General features: G+C 68.6%; 16 protein-coding genes. 8 read left to right on the top strand and 8 right to left on the bottom strand.

Features of this window, described 5'->3' with window-relative positions; translation table 11 throughout:
* Positions 1-24 precede the first annotated feature (24 nt).
* From DK26_RS02320 to DK26_RS02305, 4 genes are read left to right on the top strand one after another with little or no spacing between them, the layout of a single operon-like run.
* Entirely contained in the window at positions 25-3,411 is a 3,387-nt protein-coding gene (locus DK26_RS02320) for a transglutaminase family protein (RefSeq protein WP_066467916.1), read from the top strand.
* An 8-nt stretch (positions 3,412-3,419) separates the two neighbouring features.
* On the top strand, positions 3,420-5,939 hold the full coding sequence (locus DK26_RS02315) for a circularly permuted type 2 ATP-grasp protein (RefSeq protein ID WP_066467914.1): 2,520 nt from the start codon (positions 3,420-3,422) through the stop codon (positions 5,937-5,939).
* A 10-nt stretch (positions 5,940-5,949) separates the two neighbouring features.
* Positions 5,950-6,828 carry a transglutaminase family protein gene (locus tag DK26_RS02310; RefSeq protein WP_066467912.1) on the top strand — a complete coding sequence of 293 codons (879 nt, stop codon included), beginning with the start codon at positions 5,950-5,952 and terminating at the stop codon, positions 6,826-6,828.
* Positions 6,825-7,535 carry an HAD-IA family hydrolase gene (locus DK26_RS02305; protein WP_066467911.1) on the top strand — a complete coding sequence of 237 codons (711 nt, stop codon included), beginning with the start codon at positions 6,825-6,827 and terminating at the stop codon, positions 7,533-7,535. Before DK26_RS02310 ends, DK26_RS02305 begins: the two co-directional genes overlap by 4 nt.
* A 163-nt stretch (positions 7,536-7,698) precedes the next feature.
* Here DK26_RS02305 and DK26_RS02300 read toward each other — a convergent pair whose 3' ends face one another.
* Entirely contained in the window at positions 7,699-9,144 is a 1,446-nt protein-coding gene (locus DK26_RS02300; RefSeq protein WP_066467909.1) for an aldehyde dehydrogenase family protein, read from the bottom strand.
* A gap of 316 nt (positions 9,145-9,460) precedes the next feature.
* Here DK26_RS02300 and DK26_RS02295 point away from each other — a divergent pair, with 316 nt between their 5' ends.
* Positions 9,461-10,804 carry a GGDEF domain-containing protein gene (locus DK26_RS02295; protein WP_184231600.1) on the top strand — a complete coding sequence of 448 codons (1,344 nt, stop codon included), beginning with the start codon at positions 9,461-9,463 and terminating at the stop codon, positions 10,802-10,804.
* Positions 10,805-10,810: 6 nt separating this feature from the next.
* Here DK26_RS02295 and DK26_RS29265 read toward each other — a convergent pair whose 3' ends face one another.
* From DK26_RS29265 to DK26_RS02275, 5 genes are all read right to left on the bottom strand, one after another.
* A complete protein-coding gene (locus tag DK26_RS29265; RefSeq protein WP_184231601.1) occupies positions 10,811-10,963 on the bottom strand; it encodes a hypothetical protein in 153 nt (50 codons plus the stop codon).
* 61 nt (positions 10,964-11,024) lie between these two features.
* Positions 11,025-11,732, bottom strand: coding sequence for a phosphatase PAP2 family protein (locus DK26_RS02290; RefSeq protein WP_066467904.1), 708 nt, complete (start codon positions 11,730-11,732; stop codon positions 11,025-11,027).
* A gap of 48 nt (positions 11,733-11,780) precedes the next feature.
* Positions 11,781-12,731 (bottom strand): diacylglycerol kinase family protein, encoded by a 951-nt coding sequence (locus tag DK26_RS02285; RefSeq protein ID WP_066467902.1) that lies wholly within the window; start codon positions 12,729-12,731, stop codon positions 11,781-11,783.
* 2 nt (positions 12,732-12,733) lie between these two features.
* Entirely contained in the window at positions 12,734-13,633 is a 900-nt protein-coding gene (locus DK26_RS02280; protein ID WP_066467899.1) for a transglutaminase family protein, read from the bottom strand.
* Positions 13,634-13,842: 209 nt separating this feature from the next.
* Positions 13,843-14,226, bottom strand: coding sequence for a PRC-barrel domain-containing protein (locus DK26_RS02275; RefSeq protein ID WP_066467897.1), 384 nt, complete (start codon positions 14,224-14,226; stop codon positions 13,843-13,845).
* 350 nt (positions 14,227-14,576) lie between these two features.
* Here DK26_RS02275 and DK26_RS02270 point away from each other — a divergent pair, with 350 nt between their 5' ends.
* Positions 14,577-14,840, top strand: a complete 264-nt coding sequence (locus DK26_RS02270) for a glycine zipper domain-containing protein (RefSeq protein ID WP_066467896.1) — start codon at positions 14,577-14,579, stop codon at positions 14,838-14,840.
* 58 nt (positions 14,841-14,898) lie between these two features.
* Here the strand turns inward: DK26_RS02270 and hutC are convergent, their stop codons facing one another.
* Positions 14,899-15,648, bottom strand: coding sequence for a histidine utilization repressor (hutC, locus tag DK26_RS02265; protein WP_066467889.1), 750 nt, complete (start codon positions 15,646-15,648; stop codon positions 14,899-14,901).
* A 14-nt stretch (positions 15,649-15,662) separates the two neighbouring features.
* The gene (locus tag DK26_RS02260) at positions 15,663-17,030 is read right to left on the bottom strand and encodes a formimidoylglutamate deiminase (RefSeq protein WP_066467883.1); all 1,368 of its coding nucleotides are present in this window, start codon (positions 17,028-17,030) and stop codon (positions 15,663-15,665) included.
* A gap of 124 nt (positions 17,031-17,154) precedes the next feature.
* On the opposite strand from DK26_RS02260, the gene hutI reads away from it, so the two are divergent.
* Entirely contained in the window at positions 17,155-18,363 is a 1,209-nt protein-coding gene (hutI, locus tag DK26_RS02255) for an imidazolonepropionase (RefSeq protein ID WP_248309861.1), read from the top strand.
* Positions 18,360-19,886, top strand: coding sequence for a histidine ammonia-lyase (hutH, locus tag DK26_RS02250; RefSeq protein ID WP_066467879.1), 1,527 nt, complete (start codon positions 18,360-18,362; stop codon positions 19,884-19,886). The genes hutI and hutH overlap by 4 nt, the downstream gene beginning before the upstream one ends.
* Positions 19,887-19,935 lie beyond the last annotated feature (49 nt).

Here is a 19,935-nt window from a genome sequence, read left to right as displayed (position 1 = left end):
AACCCTGAACGCAGGCGCCCGCCCTTGGCCATCATCGCTGCTCTGCATCACGTCACGCATTACCGCTACGACCGGCCGGTCACGCTCGGGCCGCAGATCATCCGGCTTCGTCCGGCCCCGCATTGCCGCTCGGCGGTGCAGAGCTATTCGCTCAAGGTCACGCCGGCGCAGCATTTCGTGAACTGGCAGCAGGATCCGAACGGCAACTGGCTCGCGCGCTACGTCTTCCCTGAGCCCGTCAGCGAATTCCGCATCGAGGTCGACCTCGTCACCGAGCTCTCGATCATCAACCCCTTCGATTTCTTCGTCGCGAGCGAAGCGGAGAATTTCCCCTTCGCCTACCCCGAAGAGCTGCATGACGAGCTCGCCCCCTATCTCGTCACCCAGCCGGCGGGACCGCTGCTGAGCGAGCTTCTCGCGACGATCCCGCGCGAGCCCACCAACACCGTCAACTTCATCGTCGACCTCAACGCACGTCTCCAGACATTGATCGCCTATGGCATCAGGATGGAGCCCGGCGTGCAGGAGCCCGAGCAGACTCTGGCACTGAAGGCCGGGTCCTGCCGCGACAGCTCCTGGCTCTTGGTCCAGATCCTCAGGCATCTTGGCCTCGCGGCGCGCTTCGTCTCCGGCTACCTGATCCAGATGAAGGCGGACATCGACCCGCTGGAAGGGCCGCGCGGCACCGACAAGGACTTCACCGACCTGCACGCCTGGGCGGAGGTCTACATCCCCGGCGCCGGCTGGATCGGGCTCGACCCAACCTCGGGCCTGCTCACCGGCGAGGGCCATCTGCCGCTGGCGGCGACTCCGCATTACCGCTCGGCGGCGCCGGTCAGCGGCATGGCGAGCTATGCCGAGACGCAGTTCGACTTCGAGATGGAGGTGACGCGCGTCCATGAGGCGCCGCGCATCACCCTGCCCTTCTCCGACGAATCCTGGATGCGGCTCGATGCGCTCGGCGAGCAGGTCGAGGCCGACCTTGCAGCCCAGGATGTCCGCCTCACCATGGGCGGCGAGCCGACCTTCGTCTCGATCGACGACCAGTCGGGCGAGGAATGGAACACTGCCGCCGTCGGGCCGACCAAGCGCCAGCGTGCCGATGTGCTGATCCGACGGCTACGCGAGCGCTTCGCGCCAGGCGGCATGCTGCATTACGGCCAGGGCAAATGGTATCCTGGCGAAAGCCTGCCGCGCTGGGCCTTCGCCCTGTACTGGCGCCAGGATGGCGAGCCGATCTGGCGCAATGCGGCTCTGATCGCGCGCGAGCCCGGCGCCCTCACCGGCAGCGACCGCGAGCATGAGGTCGTACCGACACCGGCAGCCGTCGAGACGCTCGCGGCCGGCCTCGCCGAACGGCTCGGTATCGGCCCCGATCATGTCCTGCCGGCCTATGAGGATACCGGGCACTGGCTGGCCAGGGAGGGGCAGCTGCCGGCCAATGTCGACCCGCTCGATCCCAAGCTCTCCGACCCCGAGGAGCGCGCCCGCATGGTGCGGGTGTTCGAGCGCGGGCTCGACAAGCCGAGCGGCTATGTCATCCCGGTGCAGCGCTGGCAGGCAGAAGCCAACGACCGCCGCTGGCGCTCCGAGAAATGGAAGCTCCGGCGCGGCAGGCTCTTCCTCGTACCGGGCGACTCCCCGGTCGGCTATCGCCTGCCGCTCGGCTCGCTGCCGCATCTGCCGAAGAGCGCCTATCCGCACATCCACCCGCAGGACCCGCTGGAGCCGCGCGGCCCTCTACCGGGCTCCTCCGCCGCGGCCCCGCCTCCGCCGGCGGGAATCAGTGCCGTCGCAGCTGCGCCTCCCGCGAGCCCGATCCAGCCGTCCCGCCCCGTCACGAGCGCAGACCCGGCCGCACGGCAGGACGTGGTCGAGCAGGACCTCACGGCCGACGCGGTGCGGACCGCGCTCAGCATCGAGGTGCGCGACGGGGTGCTCTGCGTCTTCCTGCCGCCGGTCGAGCGGCTGGAGGATTATCTCGACCTGATCGCCAGCATCGAGGCGGCGGCCGAGGCGGGCGGACAGCCGGTGCATATCGAGGGCTATGCGCCGCCGCATGATCCACGCCTCAATGTGATCAAGGTGACGCCAGATCCAGGCGTGATCGAGGTCAACGTCCATCCGGCGAGGAACTGGGCGGAGGCGGTCGCGATCACCCGCGGCGTCTACGAGGAGGCCAGGCAATCGCGGCTCTGCGCCGAGAAGTTCATGGTCGACGGTCGCCATACCGGCACCGGCGGTGGCAACCATGTCGTGCTCGGCGGCGTCACGCCGGCGGACAGCCCTTTCCTGCGCCGGCCGGACCTGCTCAAGAGCATCGTGCTCTACTGGCAGCGGCATCCGTCGCTGTCCTACCTGTTCTCCGGACTGTTCATCGGCCCGACGAGCCAGGCCCCACGCATCGACGAGGCACGGCACGACCAGCTTTACGAACTCGATATCGCGCTGGCGCAGACGCCCGGACCGGGCGAGCCGGCGATCCCGCTCTGGCTGGTCGACCGGCTCTACCGCAACCTGCTCGTCGACGTCTCCGGCAACACCCACCGCACCGAGATCTGCATCGACAAGCTCTATTCGCCGGACGGGCCGACCGGGCGGCTCGGGTTGATCGAGTTCCGCTCCTTCGAGATGCCGCCGGACGCGCGCATGTCGCTCGCCCAGCAATTGCTGATCCGGGCGCTGGTCGCCTGGTTCTGGCGCGCGCCGCAGCGCGGCAGGCTGGTGCGCTGGGGCACGGCCCTGCACGACCGGTTCATGCTGCCCGAGATGGTGGCGCAGGATTTCCGCGAGGTGCTCGATGACCTCGCCGGCGCCGGCTATGCCTTCGATCCCAGCTGGTTTGCCGCGCAGCAGGAGTTCCGCTTCCCGTTCTTCGGCAAGGTCGCCCAAGGCGGCGTCGAACTCGAACTGCGGCAGGCGCTGGAGCCCTGGCACGTCATGGGCGAGGAAGGCGCGATCGGCGGCACGGTGCGCTATGTCGACTCTTCAGTCGAGCGTCTGCAGGTCAAGGCGAGCGGCCTCGTGCCCGGCCGACACGTCATCACCTGCAACGGACGGGCGCTGCCGATGAACGAGATCGCCTCCGGGGTGAGCCTCGCCGGCTTGCGCTTCAAGGCGTGGCAGCCGGCCTCCGGCCTGCACCCGACGATTCCCGTGCATGCGCCGCTGACCTTCGATATCGTCGACAGCTGGGCCGGCCGTTCGCTCGGAGGCTGCGTCTACCATGTCGCCCACCCAGGCGGGCGGAACTACGAAACGCCGCCGGTGAATTCCTACGAGGCCGAGGCGAGAAGACTCGCCCGTTTCGAGGCGATCGGCCATAGTCCCGGTCCCCTGGCGATTCCCGCCGAAGAGCGCAATCCGGAGTTCCCCATGACCCTCGATTTGCGTCGCCCGATCGGGGTTTAGTTCGCGCCATGGCGCAGCACGGCAGATTGAACTCGGCGCGGACACGGGGTGAGCGGCGCAATGCGCTGCTGGCGGGCTATCGTCCGCTGCCCGGCGCCTATGACGAGTTGATGGCTCCCGACGGAACCGTGCGCCCGCAATGGGAGCCGTTCCTGTCCGAGTGGTCCGGTCTCTCCGCCGACGAACTGCAGCGCCGCTTCGGCCTCGCCGACCGGCATGTCCGCGACACCGGCGTATCCTACCGTGTCCACGGCGACGTCGATGCCAACGACCCGCTCGCCGGCGAGCGGGCCTGGCCGCTGAACCATGCCCCGCTGGTGATCACCGGCGCCGAATGGCAGGTGATCGCGGCGGGCGTCGCCCAGCGCGCGCAACTGCTCAACGCCTTGCTTGGTGACATCTACGGGCCGGGCCGGCTGGTCCGCGAAGGCGCGCTGCCGGCAGCGGCGATCACCGGCAGCCCCGATTATCTGCGGCCCCTGCAGGGAACGAACGGCGCCGGCCAGCTCCAGACCTACGCCGCCGATCTCGGGCGCGGGCCGGATGGGCGCTGGTGGATACTCGGCGACAAGACGCAGGCGCCGTCGGGAGCCGGCTACGCGCTGGAGAACCGACTGGCGCTCGGCCGTGCGTTCCCCGATCTGTTCCGGACGATGAATGTCGAGCGGCTGGCGGCCTTTTTCCAAAGCTTCCGGACCGGACTCGTCGCCCGCGCCAAGCGCGTCGAGCCACGCATCTGCCTGCTGACCCCGGGCCAACTCAACGAGAGCTATTTCGAACAGGCCTATCTCGCGCGCTATCTCGGCTTCCTCCTGGTCGAGGGCGGCGATCTCGTGATGCGCGACGGGCTGGTGCATGTGCGCACCATCGCCGGCTTCAAGCGCGCCGACGTGATCTGGCGCCGCATCGACGGCGACTTTGCCGACCCGCTCGAACTCAACGCCGCCTCGGCGCTCGGCGTGCCCGGCCTCGTCGAAGCGATCCGCCAGGACAATGTCGTCGTCGCCAACGGGCTAGGCTCGGGCGTGGTCGAATCCCGCGCCCTGATGAGCTTCATGCCGGCTCTGGCGCGCAACATCCTCGGCGAGGAGCTGATCCTGCCGAACATCGCGACCTGGTGGTGCGGCCAGCCGCACGAGCGCCGGATCGTGCTCGACCGGCTCGACGAGATGAGCATCGCGCCCGCCTTCCGCGCCAATGGCGGAAGCCTCGACGATCAGCCGCTCCTGGTCGCCGACCTCGACGGCGCCGCGCGCGAACGGCTGCGTGCCGCGATCGAACAGCGCGGGCTCGACCATGTCGGACAGGAGGTGGTGCGGCTCTCGACCATGCCCGTCCTGCACGACGGCCGGCTGGAACCGCGCCCGATGACGCTGCGGGTCTTCGCGGCGGCGACGCCGGAGGGCTGGCAGGTGATGCCGGGCGGTTTCTGCCGCATCTCCGACGAGGCCGATGCGCGCGCCGTGACGATGCGCTCGGGCGTGCGCTCCAGCGATGTCTGGGTGACCTCGGACAGGCCGGTCGAGCCGGTAACGCTGCTGCCGAGCCCCGACAAGATCGCGATCCGCCGCATCGTCGGCATCCTGCCGAGCCGCGCGGCCGACAACCTGTTCTGGCTGGGGCGCTATCTGGAGCGAACCGAGGCGACGCTAAGATTGGTACGCGCCGTGCTCGGCCGGCTGATCAACGCCGACGACCAGGCACCGGGTCATGCCGAGACGATCAAACGCCTCGCCAACCTGCTGGTGGCCTGGGGCGCTGCTCCGTCCGGCCGCGGAAAGGCCATCGCCAGCCAGGCGACCAGCGCCCTTTTCGGGCTGGACGAGTACGGCTCCGCTGCGGCGTCCGTACGCGAAGCGCGCCGGACCGCCTCGGTGATCCGCGAGCGGCTCTCGGTCGATGCCTGGCGCCTGTTCGGCGACCTGCAGCGCCAGCTCACGGCGCCGCGCAAGCCGGTGAGCGAGGGCGAGGCCTTCGAGGTCGCCGACAGCGCCCTGAAATCGCTCGCCGCCTTTTCCGGCCTGTCCCAGGAGAACATGGTGCGCGGCGCCGGCTGGCGTTTCCTCGATATCGGCCGTCGGCTCGAGCGCGGCGTCACCACCTGCCGCTATGCCCGGCATTTCGCCGAGAGCGGCACGCCTGGAAACTGCCTCGACGCCCTGCTCGACCTGACGGATTCGCAGATCACCTATCGCTCGCGCTATCAGCTCGGCGCGGCGCTGCAGCCGGTCCTCGATCTCGTCATGCTCGACCCCTACAATCCGCGCTCGGTCGCCTTCCAGGTGGAGCGGCTCGACCAGGAGATCGCGGCGTTGCCGACACTCAGCGACGACGGCATGCTGGAAGAGCCGCGCCGGCTGGCGCTGAGGCTTGCCGCCGAATGCCGCACGGCCGAGGCGAGCCGGCTCGACCGCGCCAGCATCCTTCTGTTCGAGCAGTTGCTGATGGGGCTGTCGAACGCCGTCGCCGACCGCTACTTCCTGCAGAACGCGCATCCCGAAGGGTCGCGGATGACGCAGCTCGCATGACGGCAGCCGAGTGATCTACGAAATACGACATCTCACCAGCTACGCCTATGCGCGGCCGGTACCGTTCGCGCGCTGCATCCTGCGCGTACTGCCGCGCGAGGGCGACGGCCAGCACGTCGTCGCAAGCGAGCTCAGCGTGACGCCACGCTCCGTCGAGCGGCATGACGGGATCTGCTTCTTCGGCAACCACACGACCACGCTGACCATCGCGAAGCCGCACCGCGAATTGCGGATCGAGACCAGATCGCGGGTCGAGGTGAACCGCGCCGCCGCACCATTCCCGGCGCTGACGCGCAATTGGGAGGAGGTGACGGCCCTGGCCCAGGGCGCACAGAGTCTCGCCCCGGATTCACCGGCTCAGTATATCTATCCCAGCCGGCTGGTGCCGACCGTCGACGAGATCACCGCCTATGCGCAGGAGAGCTTCCAGGCTCGGCGCCCGGTGTTCGAGGCGGCCCGCGAGCTTATGGGCCGGGTCCGCCGGGATTTTACCTACGACCCCGAAGCGACCGAGGTCTCGACCCCGATCCGCGAGGCCTTCGCGCAGCGCCACGGTGTCTGCCAGGATTTCGCGCACATCATGATCGCCGGGCTCAGGGGGCTCGGCCTGCCGGCGGCCTATGTCAGCGGCTATCTGCGCACCATCCCACCGGCGGGCCAGCCCCGCCTCGAAGGCGCCGACGCGACCCATGCCTGGGTGATGATCTGGTGCGGGCCGGAGACCGGCTGGATCGGGCTTGACCCGACCAACGACCTGATCGTCGGCGACGACCACATCATCACCGCCACCGGCCGCGACTATGCCGACGTCTCCCCACTCGACGGCGTGCTGGTCGGGCCGGGCAGCCAGAAGCTCGACGTCAAGGTCGACGTGATCCCCGTCTCATGAGCGCGCGTCGAGCGATACGCGGCATCCTGTTCGACAAGGATGGCACGCTGCTCGACTACCAGGCGAGCTGGGCACCGATCAATCTGCGCGCCGGCCGGCTTGCGGCTCAGGGCGATGCGGCGCTCGAAGACCATCTGCTGCGGCTTGCCGGGGTCGACCCGGCCACCGGATTCTCGACCTCGGACGGCCTGCTCGCGGCGGGCAATACGCAGGAGGTCGCACAAGCCTGGCATAGTGCGGGCAGCAAGTTCGCCGTCGCAGAGCTGACGCTACGGCTCGACGCCCTGTTCCAGGCCGGCGTCGCCGGTGTCGTGCCGGTCTGCGACCTCACCGCCCTCTTCGCCGGACTTTCCGGTCGCGGTCTCGCGCTCGGCATCGCCTCGAGCGACAGCGAGGCGGCCGTCTCCGCCACCGCCGAGCGCTTCGGCATCGCAGGGCGGCTCGACTTCCTCTGCGGCTACGATTCCGGCCATGGCGCCAAGCCCGAGCCCGGCATGGTCGAAGGCTTCTGCCGCGCGACCGGACTGACGGCGGATACGATCGCGGTGATCGGCGATTCCGCTCATGACATGCATATGGCGGCGGCGGCCGGGGCGGGCCTGCGCATCGCCGTGCTGACCGGCGCCGGCAGCGCGGAGACCCTGCGCCCGCTCAGCGATCTCCTGCTGCCGAGCGTCACCGAGCTGGAGCAGGCGCTGTTCGACTAGTCGCGCACCCGGAAAGTCAGGTTTCGAGATCCATCGTCCGTCATCCCGGACGACCCGTTCTTTTTCCAGAAGCGCAAGAACAGGCCTCAAGGGATACTCGATCCGCCACGAAAAAAGGCCGCGCCTCGCGGCGCGACCCCAATGTTCCGGATGACGCCCTGGATCAGGCGAGCGTGTAGGCGGTCTTCACCGTGGTGTAGAACTCGCGGGCGTAGGCGCCCTGCTCGCGCGGGCCGTAGCTGGAGCCCTTCCGGCCGCCGAACGGCACATGGTAGTCGACGCCCGCCGTGGCGAGGTTGACCATCACCATGCCGGCCTCGCTGTTGCGCTTGAAATGCGTCGCATGCTTCAGCGAGGTCGTGCAGATGCCGGCGGAGAGACCGAAATCGGTGTCGTTGGCGAGGGCGAGCGCCTCGTCATAGTCCTTGACGCGGATGACGTTGGCGACCGGCCCGAAGACCTCCTCGCGCGAAATCCGCATGGCGTTGCTGGTCTCGGTGAACAGCGCCGGCTGGAGATAGAAGCCGGGTGTCTCGCGATTGAGCAATTCGCCGCCCCAGGCCAGCTTGCCGCCCTCGTCGCGGGCGATCTGGATGTATTTCAGGTCCTGGTCGAGCTGGCTCTGGTCGACGACCGGGCCGATATGGGTGCCGGCCTTCAGCGCGTCGTCGATCGACAGGCCCTTGAGGCGCTCGATGCAGGCCTCGACGAAGCGGTCATGGATGCCAGCCTGGACGATCAGGCGCGAGGACGCCGTGCAGCGCTGGCCGGTGGAGAAGAAGGCGCCCTGCACGGCCGCCTCGACCGCGACCTTGAGGTCTGCGTCGTCGAGCACCACGAGCGGGTTCTTGCCGCCCATCTCGAGCTGGACCTTCTTCATCGGGTTGGAGGCGATGCAGGCAGCCGCGACCTTGCGGCCGGTCGAGACCGAGCCGGTGAAGGAGATGGCGTGCACGTCCTTGTGCTCGAGCAGTGCCTGGCCGACGACCGAGCCGCGGCCCATCACCAGGTTGAGCACGCCCTTGGGCAGGCCGGCGCGCTGGATGATGTCGACCAGTGCCCAGGCCGAGCCCGGCACGAGATCGGCCGGCTTGATCACGACGCAGTTGCCATAGGCCAGGGCCGGCGCGATCTTCCAGGCCGGGATCGCGATCGGGAAGTTCCAGGGCGTGATCATGCCGACGATGCCGACCGGCTCGCGGGTGACCTCGACGCCGACGCCGGGACGCACGGACGGGATGCTCTCGCCGTTCAGACGCAGGCACTCGCCGGCGAAGAAGGCGAAGATCTGGCCGGCGCGGCCGGCCTCGCCGATGCCCTCGGCGAGCGTCTTGCCCTCCTCACGCGACAAGAGGCGGCCGAGCTCCTCCTTGCGGGCGAGGATCTCGTCGGAAGCCTTCTTCAGGATCTCGTAGCGCTCCTGCGGCGTGGTCCGGCTCCAGGCCGGGAACGCGGCCTTGGCAGCGGCGACGGCGTTGTTGGCGTCCTCGACGGTCGCCTGGGCGTACTCGCCGACGACCTCATTGGTGTTGGAGGGGTTGATGTTGCGCGAGGCGTTCTGCGAGCCGGTCCACTCGCCGGCGATCAAATTCTTGAAAGGAGCATTCATCGAGAAACCTCGCGCCTGATCAGAAGAGGTCCCGGTCTTAACGCCTTTGGCCAGCCAAGGCCATGCCGCAGCACGTACCGAAATGCCCGGCGGTCGCGCCGTCAGCGCATGCTTGGGCCACGACGAGATCGGCCATGGTAGAGAGGAGCTTTCGTCGAAACGCGACAGTTGGCCTTAACCTTTTGCGGGCACGGTTCGAAGCGATATGACCGTAGGCCGGGACCCATCCCCTCCGCGTGAAGCCAGCGCCGCCGTTTCCGGCCAGACCGCATCTCCGGCCGTCCTGGTCCTGCGCCACGCCGCCTTGCTCGCGGCCATGGCGTTCGGAGCCGCGCTGTTCGGCCATCTCACCCGCCCCGTCGGCTTCCTCGCCTCGTTCTGGGTCGCAAACGCGCTGCTGCTGGGTATCCTCGTCCGCGCCCCGCAGCTTGCCACGCCGTCGGGCTGGCTCGCCATTGCCGCGGGATATCTCGCCGCCGATTTCGCCATGGGCGGCGGGCTCCTGCTGACGTTCTGGCTGACCGCGGCCAATCTCGCCGGCGTCGTCGCTGGTTTCCTGCTGTTTCAGCGGATCGACCCGACAGATCGCAGGCTCGAACGGCCGCAATCACTGCTCTTCCTGCTGCTGATCAGCGCAGCCGCCGCAGGTGCGGCGACGATCGTCGGCAGCGGCAGCATCATCATCTTCTTCGGCGGGAGCCTGCGGCACGCCGTCGAGCTCTACCTGACCAGCGAGCTCGCCAGCAATCTCGTGGTGCTGCCGATGGTGCTGACGGCGCCGCCGCTACGGGCCCTGCGCCAGCATGCCAATGCGCTCGGCCGCTCGGTCCGCCCCCTCCTGCCGGTAGCTGCGCTGCTCATTTCGATCGCGGCGGGGAGCATGATCGGCGGATCGGGCGCCATCTCGGCCCCGATGCCCGCCCTGCTCTGGTGCGCGCTGAGCTATGGCGTGTTCCCGACGGCGGTGCTGACCTTCGCCACCGGCCTCTGGCAAGGCACGGCTCTGGTGACCAACCTGCCGCCGAGCGCGGCGGAGTTCCTGCCCGCGGTCATCGCGCATCGTCTCAGCCTCGCCCTGCTGGCGCTCGGGCCGATCATGGTTTCCAGCATCAACAGTGCGCGCAGCGAGTTGGTGAACGAGCTGAACCGCGCCGCCAACGAGGATTCCCTGACCGGGACCCTGTCGCGCAGGGCTTTCATGCAGCGCAGCGAAGCCGTGCTGGCGGAAAGCGCCCACCGGGGCGCCAACCTCGCCCTCCTGATGCTCGATGCCGATCAGTTCAAGCGCATCAATGACGAGCACGGTCATGCCGCCGGCGATGCCGCGCTGGTCGCGCTGACCGGGCAGATCGGCGCGCTGCTCAGACCACAGGACCTGTTCGGGCGGATGGGCGGCGAGGAGTTCGCGATCGTCCTGCCGGAGATCGAACCGGCCGACGCCCTGGCCGTGGCAGAGCGCCTGCGCGAGGCCTGCGCCAACATCGAGCTTACGCTCGATAATGGCAGGCCGATCCGCATCACGATGAGCATCGGCCTGATCTGCTGTCCCGCTACCAACGCCTCGCTGCAGAGCCTGTTGAAGCAGGCCGACGAGGCGCTCTATGCCGCCAAGCGGGACGGGCGCAACCGCGTGGTGCAGGCCACGCCGCTCGCGGCCTGAGCAGCCTTACTTCTCCTTGATCGAGAGCCCGTTCTTGCCGACCGAGATCTCGACGCCTTCCGGCTGCTTCTTCTCCTGATAGAGCGCGTAGCTAGTCGCGGCGAGACCAGCGATGAGCAGGCCGACGAGGAGGAAGAGCAGGTTGCGCGAGATGGTCATGAAATAGAACTCCAGTCATGAAAAAGCGCCGCTCTCGCGCGGCGCCATGACTGAAACGCGTTTATTCGCGCGCGGTTCCCACAGACAGGCCGAGCCCGGCGGCTGCGCCAGCCTCGCGCGCCTCGGCGTCGGCCGCGAGCCGGCCGAGCCAGGCGACCGCGACGCTCGACCAGGTGATGCCGAGGCACCAGCCGCCGAGCACGTCGCTCGGCCAGTGCACACCGAGATAGATGCGACTGACGCCGATCGCGATGATCAGGAGCCAGGCGACCCAGAGACAGATCCGCGAGATATCGGCCCGGCGCGAAGCGATGCCGACGAAGCCGGCAATGCCGAGCAACACGACCGCCGAGAGGAAGGCATGCCCGCTCGGGAAGCTCGCGGTGAAGGTCAGGGCCGCATGCTCGACGATGTCGGGGCGTTCGCGCCCGATCGCGATCTTCAGAAGCGTGCTGGCCGCCACCCCCGACAGCACCGTGACGATGAGCCCGAGCGCCAGGCGCCAATGGCCGCAGAGCCGTAAAGTGAGGGCCGCCACCACCGTCATCGTGCCGAGTGCGACGAAGCTGCCGAGCGCGGTGACATCGCGCATCATCTCTCGGAACCAGGCCGGGCCGAGCGGGGTCGACGGGTCGGCTGCGTCGCGAAACAGCATCACCAATCTGGTGTCGAAGGCGAAATCCCGGCCGGCGATGACGAAGATCGCGAGGCCGAGGAAGCCGAAAGCCGCGGCGGTCGGCAGGAGGAAACGCGGCTGCAGGAGGAACATCGAGAGCTATCCAGGCGGGAGTGGCGGCTGCCTATGACGAAAGCATGTTCAGATTTCGGCCGGCCGCGCAGCGATGACCTGCAGCGCGGCCGGCAGCAACCGGTATTCGAGCGAGCCGGCGCGGCGCTCGACTTCGCCGTCGAAGGTGACATGGCCGCGCCTCTTGTCGCGACGGGTCAACGTCACCGTCTCGGCTGTCAGCGAGACGAGGTTGTGTGAGGTGCGCCAGCTGCCGGTCAGCATGGAAAGCGCGGCCTTGGCGCGCGAGAGCAGGCCGCCGGTATCGAGGATGTGCACTTCAAGCTGGCCGCCATCGAGCCGGTTGCGACGCCACTCCGCGCCATCGAACTGGTTGACGGTGACCAGCACGGCGTCGGCCTCGACCTGGCGCTGCTCGCCGCCGATCTCCATGGCGACGCGGATCGGCCGGGTGAACAGGATCGAGCGCGTCGCCGCGAAGGCGAAGGCGATGGTGCGGCTGAAGGGAAAGCGCCGGCGGGCATGCTCGCGCTCGCGGGCCATCAGGCTGAAAAAGCCCATACCGGAAATCGAATGGAACGGTCGCCCATTGATGCTGCCGAGGTCCATGGCCACCGGCTCGCCCCTGCACAGCGCCGCGACCCGCTCCTCGATAGTGCCGAGGAGGCCGAGATCGCGGCCGAGCACGTTGACGGTGCCGAGCGGCAGGATCCCGACCGCCCGCTTGCAACCGAGTAGCACGGGCAAGGTACCGTTGACGGTGCCATCGCCGCCGGCGATCACAGGAATGATGCTCTCGTCCTCGATCGCTGCGCGCAGGCGCTCCTGAAGCTGGCGCGGCGGCAGCAATTCGATCTCGGCCCGGCAGCCGGCCGCGGCGAAAGCCTGCTCGAGACGGTGCGAGAAATTATCGGCGCCGGCCTCGAGCACGGTACCGGCACGCGCATTGGCGATCACCCGGAAGCAGCGGAGCTGCGCCCTCGCCTCAGGCTCGACCGATGGTTCCGACAGATCCGGCATGGCTAGGCGGCGATATGGGCACCGCTTTGCTCGGGCACAAGGCACGGCCGCGGCGACGAGGCGCGCAGCGAAATCTCCTCGAAGACCTCCTCGGTGACCACTTCGAAGCGCTGCAGCATGTGGGAACCGAAGGAGTTCAGCATCGGGACGTCGGTGGCGTCCCGGCCACGGGCGATGACGATCCGGCCGATACGGGGCTGGTTGTGCCGCGCGTCGAGCGTGTACCAGCGCCCATCCAGCCAGACCTCGAACCAGGCGTTGAAATCCATGGGTGCCGGATTCAGTGGCACGCCGATGTCGCCGAGATAGCCATTGCAGTAGCGGGCGGGGATGTTGAGGCAGCGGCAGAAGGCAACCGCGAGATGCGCGAAATCGCGACAGACGCCGATGCGCTCCTCGAAGGCCTCGGCGGCGGTGCGGGTGCTGCGTGCGAAGGCGTAGCCGAACGTCAGGTGGTTATGGACGAAATCGACGACCGCCTGCGCCCTGCTCCAGCCCGGCTCAAGGTGGCCGAACAGGTTCCAGGCCGTGTCCATCAGCTTGTCGGTCTCGCAGTAGCGGCTGCCGAGCAGGAAGACCATGAGATCGGCGGGAAGCTCGGCCGGTGACTGCTGGCGCGCTGACGGTGCGACCACGTCAGGCCTGCCGCCATCATAGATCAGGCCGTTCGCTTCGAGCCGAACGCCGCCTGCCGGCGCCACCATGCGGCGGCAGATGTTGCCGAACGTGTCGAAATGCCGGTCGACCGGCAGCGGAACGCCGCTGTCCAGCAGGCTGGTGGCATGCATCTCGTCCGGCTCGAGCCGGTCGTGGCGCCGCGAGGGATGGACGTCGAGCATGGTCACCAGCGCGGTCGGCCGGTCACAGACGATCTCGATGCGATAGCCGTAGCGGATCTGCATTCCAGGCTCCTCGATCACTGTGGAACTCGCCGGTCACCGCCGATTTGCGGCCTGAACCGACGTCGGCATGAGCAGCAGCCTCGACACGGGCACCTGCCCTAAAAAAGATGCGGGCCTTTCGGCCCGCATCACGCTGTCGCAGCGATCCGGCTGGGGGGATAGCAATCGCCGCGACCTGCGCCTTGGAGAAGCGAAAGCCGCAGGGGCCGTCACATCATCCAGTAGGGCATGGTGCCGTAGTAGTCGTGCACGCGCTTGCCATAGTCCTTGTCGTGCCAGTCGGGCTCGCCGTCGCTGCCGTACATCGGCGCGGCCTCGAGCTTCTCGCGGGTCAGCGGCACGACATAGCCACCACGATCGACATCGTAGTCGAGCATGCTCCACGGGACCGGGTGATACTTCTCACCGAGGCCGAGAAAGCCGCCGAACGACATGATGGCGTAGGCGACCTTGCCCGTGGCCTTGTCGAGCATCACGTCATAGATCGAGCCGAGATGCTCGCCAGTGGCGTTGTAGACATCTGTTCCCGCGACGCGGGCTCCGGCGATCAGCGGGTTGGCAGCGGCTGCCGCCGCGGTCATCGTTGCGCTCATCTTTTTCCCTCCGTCGAATTCACTGGGCCAGTTCGACCGGCCTGCCAAACCAACGCCGCAATGCGGTCGCTGTTCCACGGCAAGACAGACAAATTCGACGAGCCTCGCCGGCTGGGCGATCATGGCTGCTGCAGGTGGTCACATCCGGATTTCAGACCCGTCGCCCACGGGCCTGGTCCCGATCCGGAACCTTCGCCGGCGCGCCTCGTTGATGCCGCAGGTGATGGGCCGTCGCCGCCTCCTGCGGTGGCTGCCCGGAGCGTGTCGGATCATGCCCCGGCGAATGACGACCCAGCCGAGGAGGCGAGGCAGCCCCTCCCCGCCTCCGGCTCAACGCGAGGACTAAAGCCATGAAAAAACTCATCATCGTCGCCCTGGCCGCCGCGTCCCTCGGCGCCTGCACGGCGCGTGAGGAGAACACGGCGACGGGCGCCGTGATCGGCGCCGGCACCGGCGCCCTTATCGGCGGGCTCGCGACCGGCCGCGCCGGTGGCGCGGTGGCGGGCGCTGCGATCGGCGGCGTTGGCGGCGCGATCATTGGAAATGCGACCACGCGCGACCGGGTCTGCGTCGGGCGGGACGAGTGGGGCCGCCGCGTCAGCTACGCCTGCTGAGCAGGCCTGATTGGATGATTTCGATGACGAGGGTCGGCGCGGCCGCCCTCGTCGGTGGTCAGACGTTGCCGTAAGGCCCGAAGCGGCCGACGAAGCGATGACGGCCGCCGGGATAAAGCAGGCGCACCGCCGTGACGGGATCGCCCTGGTTCCAGGTGCGCCGCTCGACGAGAAGGCAGGGCTCGCCCTCGCCGATGGCGAGCAATTTGGCCTGATCGGCCTCCGCGGCGACAGCGCTGATCGCGTGCTCGGCCTGTGACCACAGGCTGTTCTGCAGCAACCAGTCGCCCGGCGGGATCGCGACGAACTGCTCCTGCTCCGCCGCCGGCACGGTGGCCAGATGGATCACCCGCTCTTCCAGCACATGCGGCACGCCGTCGGCATAGTGCAGCACCGTCAGACGCACCACTTCGACGGCACGACCGAGCTCAAACAGCGCGACCACCGGCCGTAGCGCGCGACCATCCCGCCGCGCCAGGATCCTGTAGGAATACTCATGCCCAAGCCCGCGCACCTCTTCGGGAATGGAGAGGATGTCGAGCATGGCATGGCTGGCCGGCGGGCTCGCGACGATCGTGCCGGAGCGGCGTCGGCGCGTGATCAACCCCTCGCGCGCAAGCTGGCCCAGAGCGCGGTGCACCGTCATGCGGGAGGCACCGAGGCGCTCCATCAGGGCATGTTCGGGCGGCACGACCGTCCCCGGCGGCCAGGCGCCGTTGAGGATCAGGTCGCGGATGGCGCGCCGGATCTGGTCATAGAGCGGACCGGCGCCATCGAGAGCTACGGCGTCGATCTGGCTTGCGGACATGGACTCTTTCCGGCTCAGGCGAGCAGATTTAGGATGACCGTGCCATAGCGCGCGGCGATGCGGGCCCGGTCAATGTGCCGGCCGCCGCTGACCACAGGCTTTCCACCGACGATGACGCTTTCGACTGGCAAGGCGGGGGCTGCGAAGACCGCACTGTCGAGCGCGAAATCGCCGGCCTTGCCGATCAACGCCGGATGGTTGCTATCGAGCGACACCAGATCGGCCCTCGCTCCCGGCGCGATGACGCCGATCGCCCGCCCGCAGGCCTGAGCGCCGCCGGCGCAGGCATCCTGCCAGAGGCGGGCGCCGGCCGAGGTGCCCGGTTCGGCCCAGAGCGCGCGGCGCCGGTCGCGCAGGCGCTGCGAATACTCCAGCATCCGCAATTCGCCGGCCGCACCGATCTCAATGTTGGAATCGCTGCCGACGCCGATGCGTCCTCCGGCGGCGCGATAATGGACCCCGTCGAAGATGCCGTCGCCGAGATTGGCCTCCGTGATCGGGCAGAGTCCGGCGACTGCGCCACTGCGCGCGATGGCGTCGCGCTCGGCCTCGCTCAGATGCGTGGCGTGGATCAGGCACCAGCGCTCGTCGACCTCAGCGTTCTCAAGCAGCAGCTCCACCGGCCTACGGCCGGTGATCGCGATGCTGTCCTCGACCTCGCGCATTTGCTCGGCGACATGAATGTGAATCGGCGTTTCAGGCCTGAGCGCCGCGATCCACGGCAAGTCGTCGAGTGCCACAGCCCGGAGCGAATGGGGAGCGACGCCGACGCGCGCATCCGGCAAGGATGCAACCGCCTTCTCGCTGCCTGCGAGAAGCCGCAGATAGGCGTCGCGGTCATTGAGGAAGCGGCGTTGGCCGGGCGCCGCCGGCGCAGCGCCGAAATTGCCATAGCGATAGAGCACCGGCAGCAGGGTCAGCCCAATGCCGCTCTCCTCCGCCGCGGCCGCGATCGCCTCGGCCATGCGGGCGATCCCGGCATATTCGCGGCCGTCCTTGTCGTGATGCAGATAGTGGAACTCGGCGAGCGCGGTGAAGCCGCCTTCGAGCATCTCGACCATGGCCTGAGCGGCGATGGCCTGGACATCGTCGGGGTTCAGCCGGTCGAGGAAGCGGTACATCACCTCGCGCCAGGTCCAGAACGAATCCTCGGAAGCGCCGCGCCGCTCGGACAGGCCGGCCATGCCGCGCTGGAAGGTGTGGCTGTGCAGATTCGGCAGGCCGGGCAAGGTCAGCCCCGGCAGGCGGGTCGCTCCCGTCGGAGCCGCGCCATCACGGGAGACCGAGGCGATGACGCCGTCCTCGACATGCAGCGTGACGCCGCGTGCGAAGCCTTCAGGCAGCAACACTTCCTCAAGATACAGTTCCTGCCTGGCCGCCATGCCATCCACCTCTTCAATTGCATATGCAATTAAACGCTTGCCTTTTGCATATGCAATTGGCTAGCTTACCCGGAACGAAAGCGAAGTCGAGAGGGTACGAGGGGCAATGGTGGCGGAAGCGTCTTTGAGCTGCGACCGGCTCTGGCTGAATGCGCGCCTGGCGACGATGGCGGCAAACGCCCATGCGCCCTATGGCGCGATCGAGGACGGGGTCATCGCGGCACGCGACGGGCGCATCATCTACGCCGGGCCGCGCAGCACGGCGCCCGCCTTCTCGGCAGCCGAGACCATCGATTGCGAGGGCCGCTGGATCACGCCCGGCCTGATCGATTGCCACACCCATCTCGTCTATGGCGGCGACCGCGCCCATGAGTTCGAACTGCGTCTGAAGGGCGCGAGCTATGAGGAGATCGCCCGCGCCGGCGGCGGCATCGTCTCATCAGTCAAGGCGACCCGCGCGGCGAGTGCGGACGAGCTCTTCGCCAGCGCCGACAAGCGCCTCGCCGCGCTGATCGCAGAGGGCGTCACCACCGTCGAGATCAAGTCGGGCTACGGGCTCGACACCGCAAGCGAGGTCAAGGTGCTCGCCGTCGCCCGCCGGCTCGGCCGCGAGCGCCCGGTTCGGGTCGTCACCACCTTCCTCGGCGCCCACGCCGTGCCGCCCGAGTTCAAGGGCCGCTCCGGCGACTATATCGGCCTTGTCACCGGGCCGATGCTCGATGCCGTTGCGGCCGGCGACCTCGCCGACGCCGTCGACGTATTCTGCGAGGGCATCGCCTTCTCGCCCGAGGAGACCGCGCGCGTCTTCGCCGCGGCTAAGGCGAAGGGGCTTGCGATCAAGATCCACGCCGAGCAGCTCTCCAATCTCGGCGGGGCAGCGCTCGCCGCCGGCATGGGCGCGCTCTCGGCCGATCATCTCGAACATCTCGACGAGGCCGGTGTCGTCGCCATGGCCAGGGCCGGCACGGTCGCGGTGATCCTGCCCGGCGCCTTCTACTTCCTGCGCGAGACTGTGAAGCCGCCGATCGAGCTCTTGCGCCAGCACGGCGTGCCGATCGCGCTCGCGACCGACGCCAATCCCGGCACCTCGCCGCTGACCTCGCCGCTCCTGACCATGAACATGGGCTGCACCCTGTTCCGGCTGACGCCGGAGGAGGCGCTGGCCGGCATGACCCGAAACGCCGCCCGCGCGCTCGGCCTTCAGGACGAAACCGGCACGCTGGAGGCCGGGAAAGCCTGCGATCTCGCGATCTGGGAGATCGAGCGCCCGGCCGAGCTCGCCTATCGCATCGGCTTCAACCCGCTTTACGCCCGCATCCGGAACGGACAATGACCACGCTCTCCCTCACCCCCGGCGAGGCCCGCCTCGCCGATTGGCGCCATGTCCTCGACGGCGCCACCGTCACCCTGACCGGGACCGGCGCGATCGCCGGCGCCCAGGCGATCGTCGACGACATCGTTGCCGCCGGCACCGTGACCTATGGCGTCAACACCGGCTTCGGGAAGCTCGCCAGCGTCCGCATCGCCGATGCCGACCTTGCGACGCTGCAGCGCAATCTCATCCTCTCGCATGCGGTCGGCACCGGTCCGGACCTGCCCGACGAAGTCGTCGCCCTGATCCTCGCCATGAAGGCGGCGAGCCTGGCGCGCGGCGCCTCGGGCGTGCGGCCCGTCGTGGTCAAGGCGCTGGTCGGCGCGCTCCGGGCCGGCGCGCTTCCGGTCGTACCTGCCAAGGGCTCGGTCGGCGCCTCCGGCGACCTCGCCCCGCTCGCCCATCTGACCGCCGCGCTGATGGGCGTCGGCGAGATCAGGCTGAAGGGCGAGGTGCTGCCGGCCGCCGAGGCGCTGAAGCGCATCGGCCAGGCGCCGCTCGCGCTCGGCGCCAAGGAAGGCCTGGCGCTGATCAACGGCACGCAGGTCTCGGCTTCGCTGGCCCTCGCCGGGCTCGCCAGCATCGCCCGCGTCTTCGATGCGGCGCTGATCGCTGGCGCGCTCTCGGTCGATGCGCTGAAGGGCTCCGACACGCCTTTCGACCCGCGCATCCAGAAACTGCGCGGCCAGCCCGGCCAGATCAAGGTCGCGGCCTTGCTGCTCGACCTCGTCGCGGGCAGCGAGATCCGCGAGAGCCATCGCTTCGGCGACAGCAAGGTGCAGGACCCCTATTCGCTGCGCTGCCAGCCGCAGGTGATGGGCGCGGTGCGCGACCTTCTCGGCAACGCCGCCGCGACGCTGGCGATCGAGGCCAATGCCGTTACCGACAACCCGCTGGTTTTGGGGCCGGGCGAGATCGTCTCGGGCGGCAATTTCCACGCCGAGCCAGTCGCTTTTGCCGCCGACATGCTGGCGATCGGCGTCTGCGAGATCGGCAATCTCGCCGAGCGCCGGATCGCGCTGCTGGTCGACCCCGTGATGAGCGGGCTGCCGCCCTTCCTCGCCCGCGATGCCGGCCTCAACTCCGGCTTCATGATCGCGCAGGTGACCGCCGCGGCGCTGGCCTCCGAGAACAAGCAGAAGGCCTATCCGGCTTCCGTCGACACCATCCCGACCTCGGCCAACCAGGAAGACCATGTCTCGATGGCGACGCATGGCGCCTTCCGCCTGATCGAGATGGCGAAGAACGCGGCGAGCATCGTTGCGGTCGAGCTGATGGCCGCGGCCGAGGCGATCGAGCATCATCGGCCGCTGAAGACCTCGCCGCGGCTTGAGCCGGTGCTGGCGCTGATCCGGGCCAAGATCGCCCCGCTGACGGAAGACCGCTATCTCGCGCCCGACCTCGCGGCGGCGACGGAGCTCGTGCTCTCGGGGGCGCTCGGCAAGGCCGCGGGGGTGGATAGCTTCGCGGAGCTTTCGGCGTGAGGAGCGCGCCCTTGCCGTCATCTTCGGGCTTGTCCCGACCATCCACGTC

The sequence above is a fragment of the Allobosea sp. WAO genome (assembly GCF_001509835.1).
Lineage (GTDB): Bacteria > Pseudomonadota > Alphaproteobacteria > Rhizobiales > Beijerinckiaceae > Allobosea.
Note: the sequence above shows the minus strand (reverse complement) of the source record. Positions and strands in the feature narration are given on the sequence as shown.

What these genes read in the sequence shown, in the direction of transcription:
- DK26_RS02315 (WP_066467914.1), top strand. Translation starts at nt 3,420, where the DNA reads ATGGCGCAGCACGGCAGATTGAACTCGGCGCGGACACGGGGTGAGCGG.
- DK26_RS02305 (WP_066467911.1), top strand. Translation starts at nt 6,825, where the DNA reads ATGAGCGCGCGTCGAGCGATACGCGGCATCCTGTTCGACAAGGATGGC.
- DK26_RS02300 (WP_066467909.1), bottom strand. Translation starts at nt 9,144, where the DNA reads ATGAATGCTCCTTTCAAGAATTTGATCGCCGGCGAGTGGACCGGCTCG.
- DK26_RS02295 (WP_184231600.1), top strand. Translation starts at nt 9,461, where the DNA reads ATGGCGTTCGGAGCCGCGCTGTTCGGCCATCTCACCCGCCCCGTCGGC.
- DK26_RS29265 (WP_184231601.1), bottom strand. Translation starts at nt 10,963, where the DNA reads ATGACCATCTCGCGCAACCTGCTCTTCCTCCTCGTCGGCCTGCTCATC.
- DK26_RS02290 (WP_066467904.1), bottom strand. Translation starts at nt 11,732, where the DNA reads ATGTTCCTCCTGCAGCCGCGTTTCCTCCTGCCGACCGCCGCGGCTTTC.
- DK26_RS02285 (WP_066467902.1), bottom strand. Translation starts at nt 12,731, where the DNA reads ATGCCGGATCTGTCGGAACCATCGGTCGAGCCTGAGGCGAGGGCGCAG.
- DK26_RS02280 (WP_066467899.1), bottom strand. Translation starts at nt 13,633, where the DNA reads ATGCAGATCCGCTACGGCTATCGCATCGAGATCGTCTGTGACCGGCCG.
- DK26_RS02275 (WP_066467897.1), bottom strand. Translation starts at nt 14,226, where the DNA reads ATGAGCGCAACGATGACCGCGGCGGCAGCCGCTGCCAACCCGCTGATC.
- DK26_RS02270 (WP_066467896.1), top strand. Translation starts at nt 14,577, where the DNA reads ATGAAAAAACTCATCATCGTCGCCCTGGCCGCCGCGTCCCTCGGCGCC.
- hutC (WP_066467889.1), bottom strand. Translation starts at nt 15,648, where the DNA reads ATGTCCGCAAGCCAGATCGACGCCGTAGCTCTCGATGGCGCCGGTCCG.
- DK26_RS02260 (WP_066467883.1), bottom strand. Translation starts at nt 17,030, where the DNA reads ATGGCGGCCAGGCAGGAACTGTATCTTGAGGAAGTGTTGCTGCCTGAA.
- hutH (WP_066467879.1), top strand. Translation starts at nt 18,360, where the DNA reads ATGACCACGCTCTCCCTCACCCCCGGCGAGGCCCGCCTCGCCGATTGG.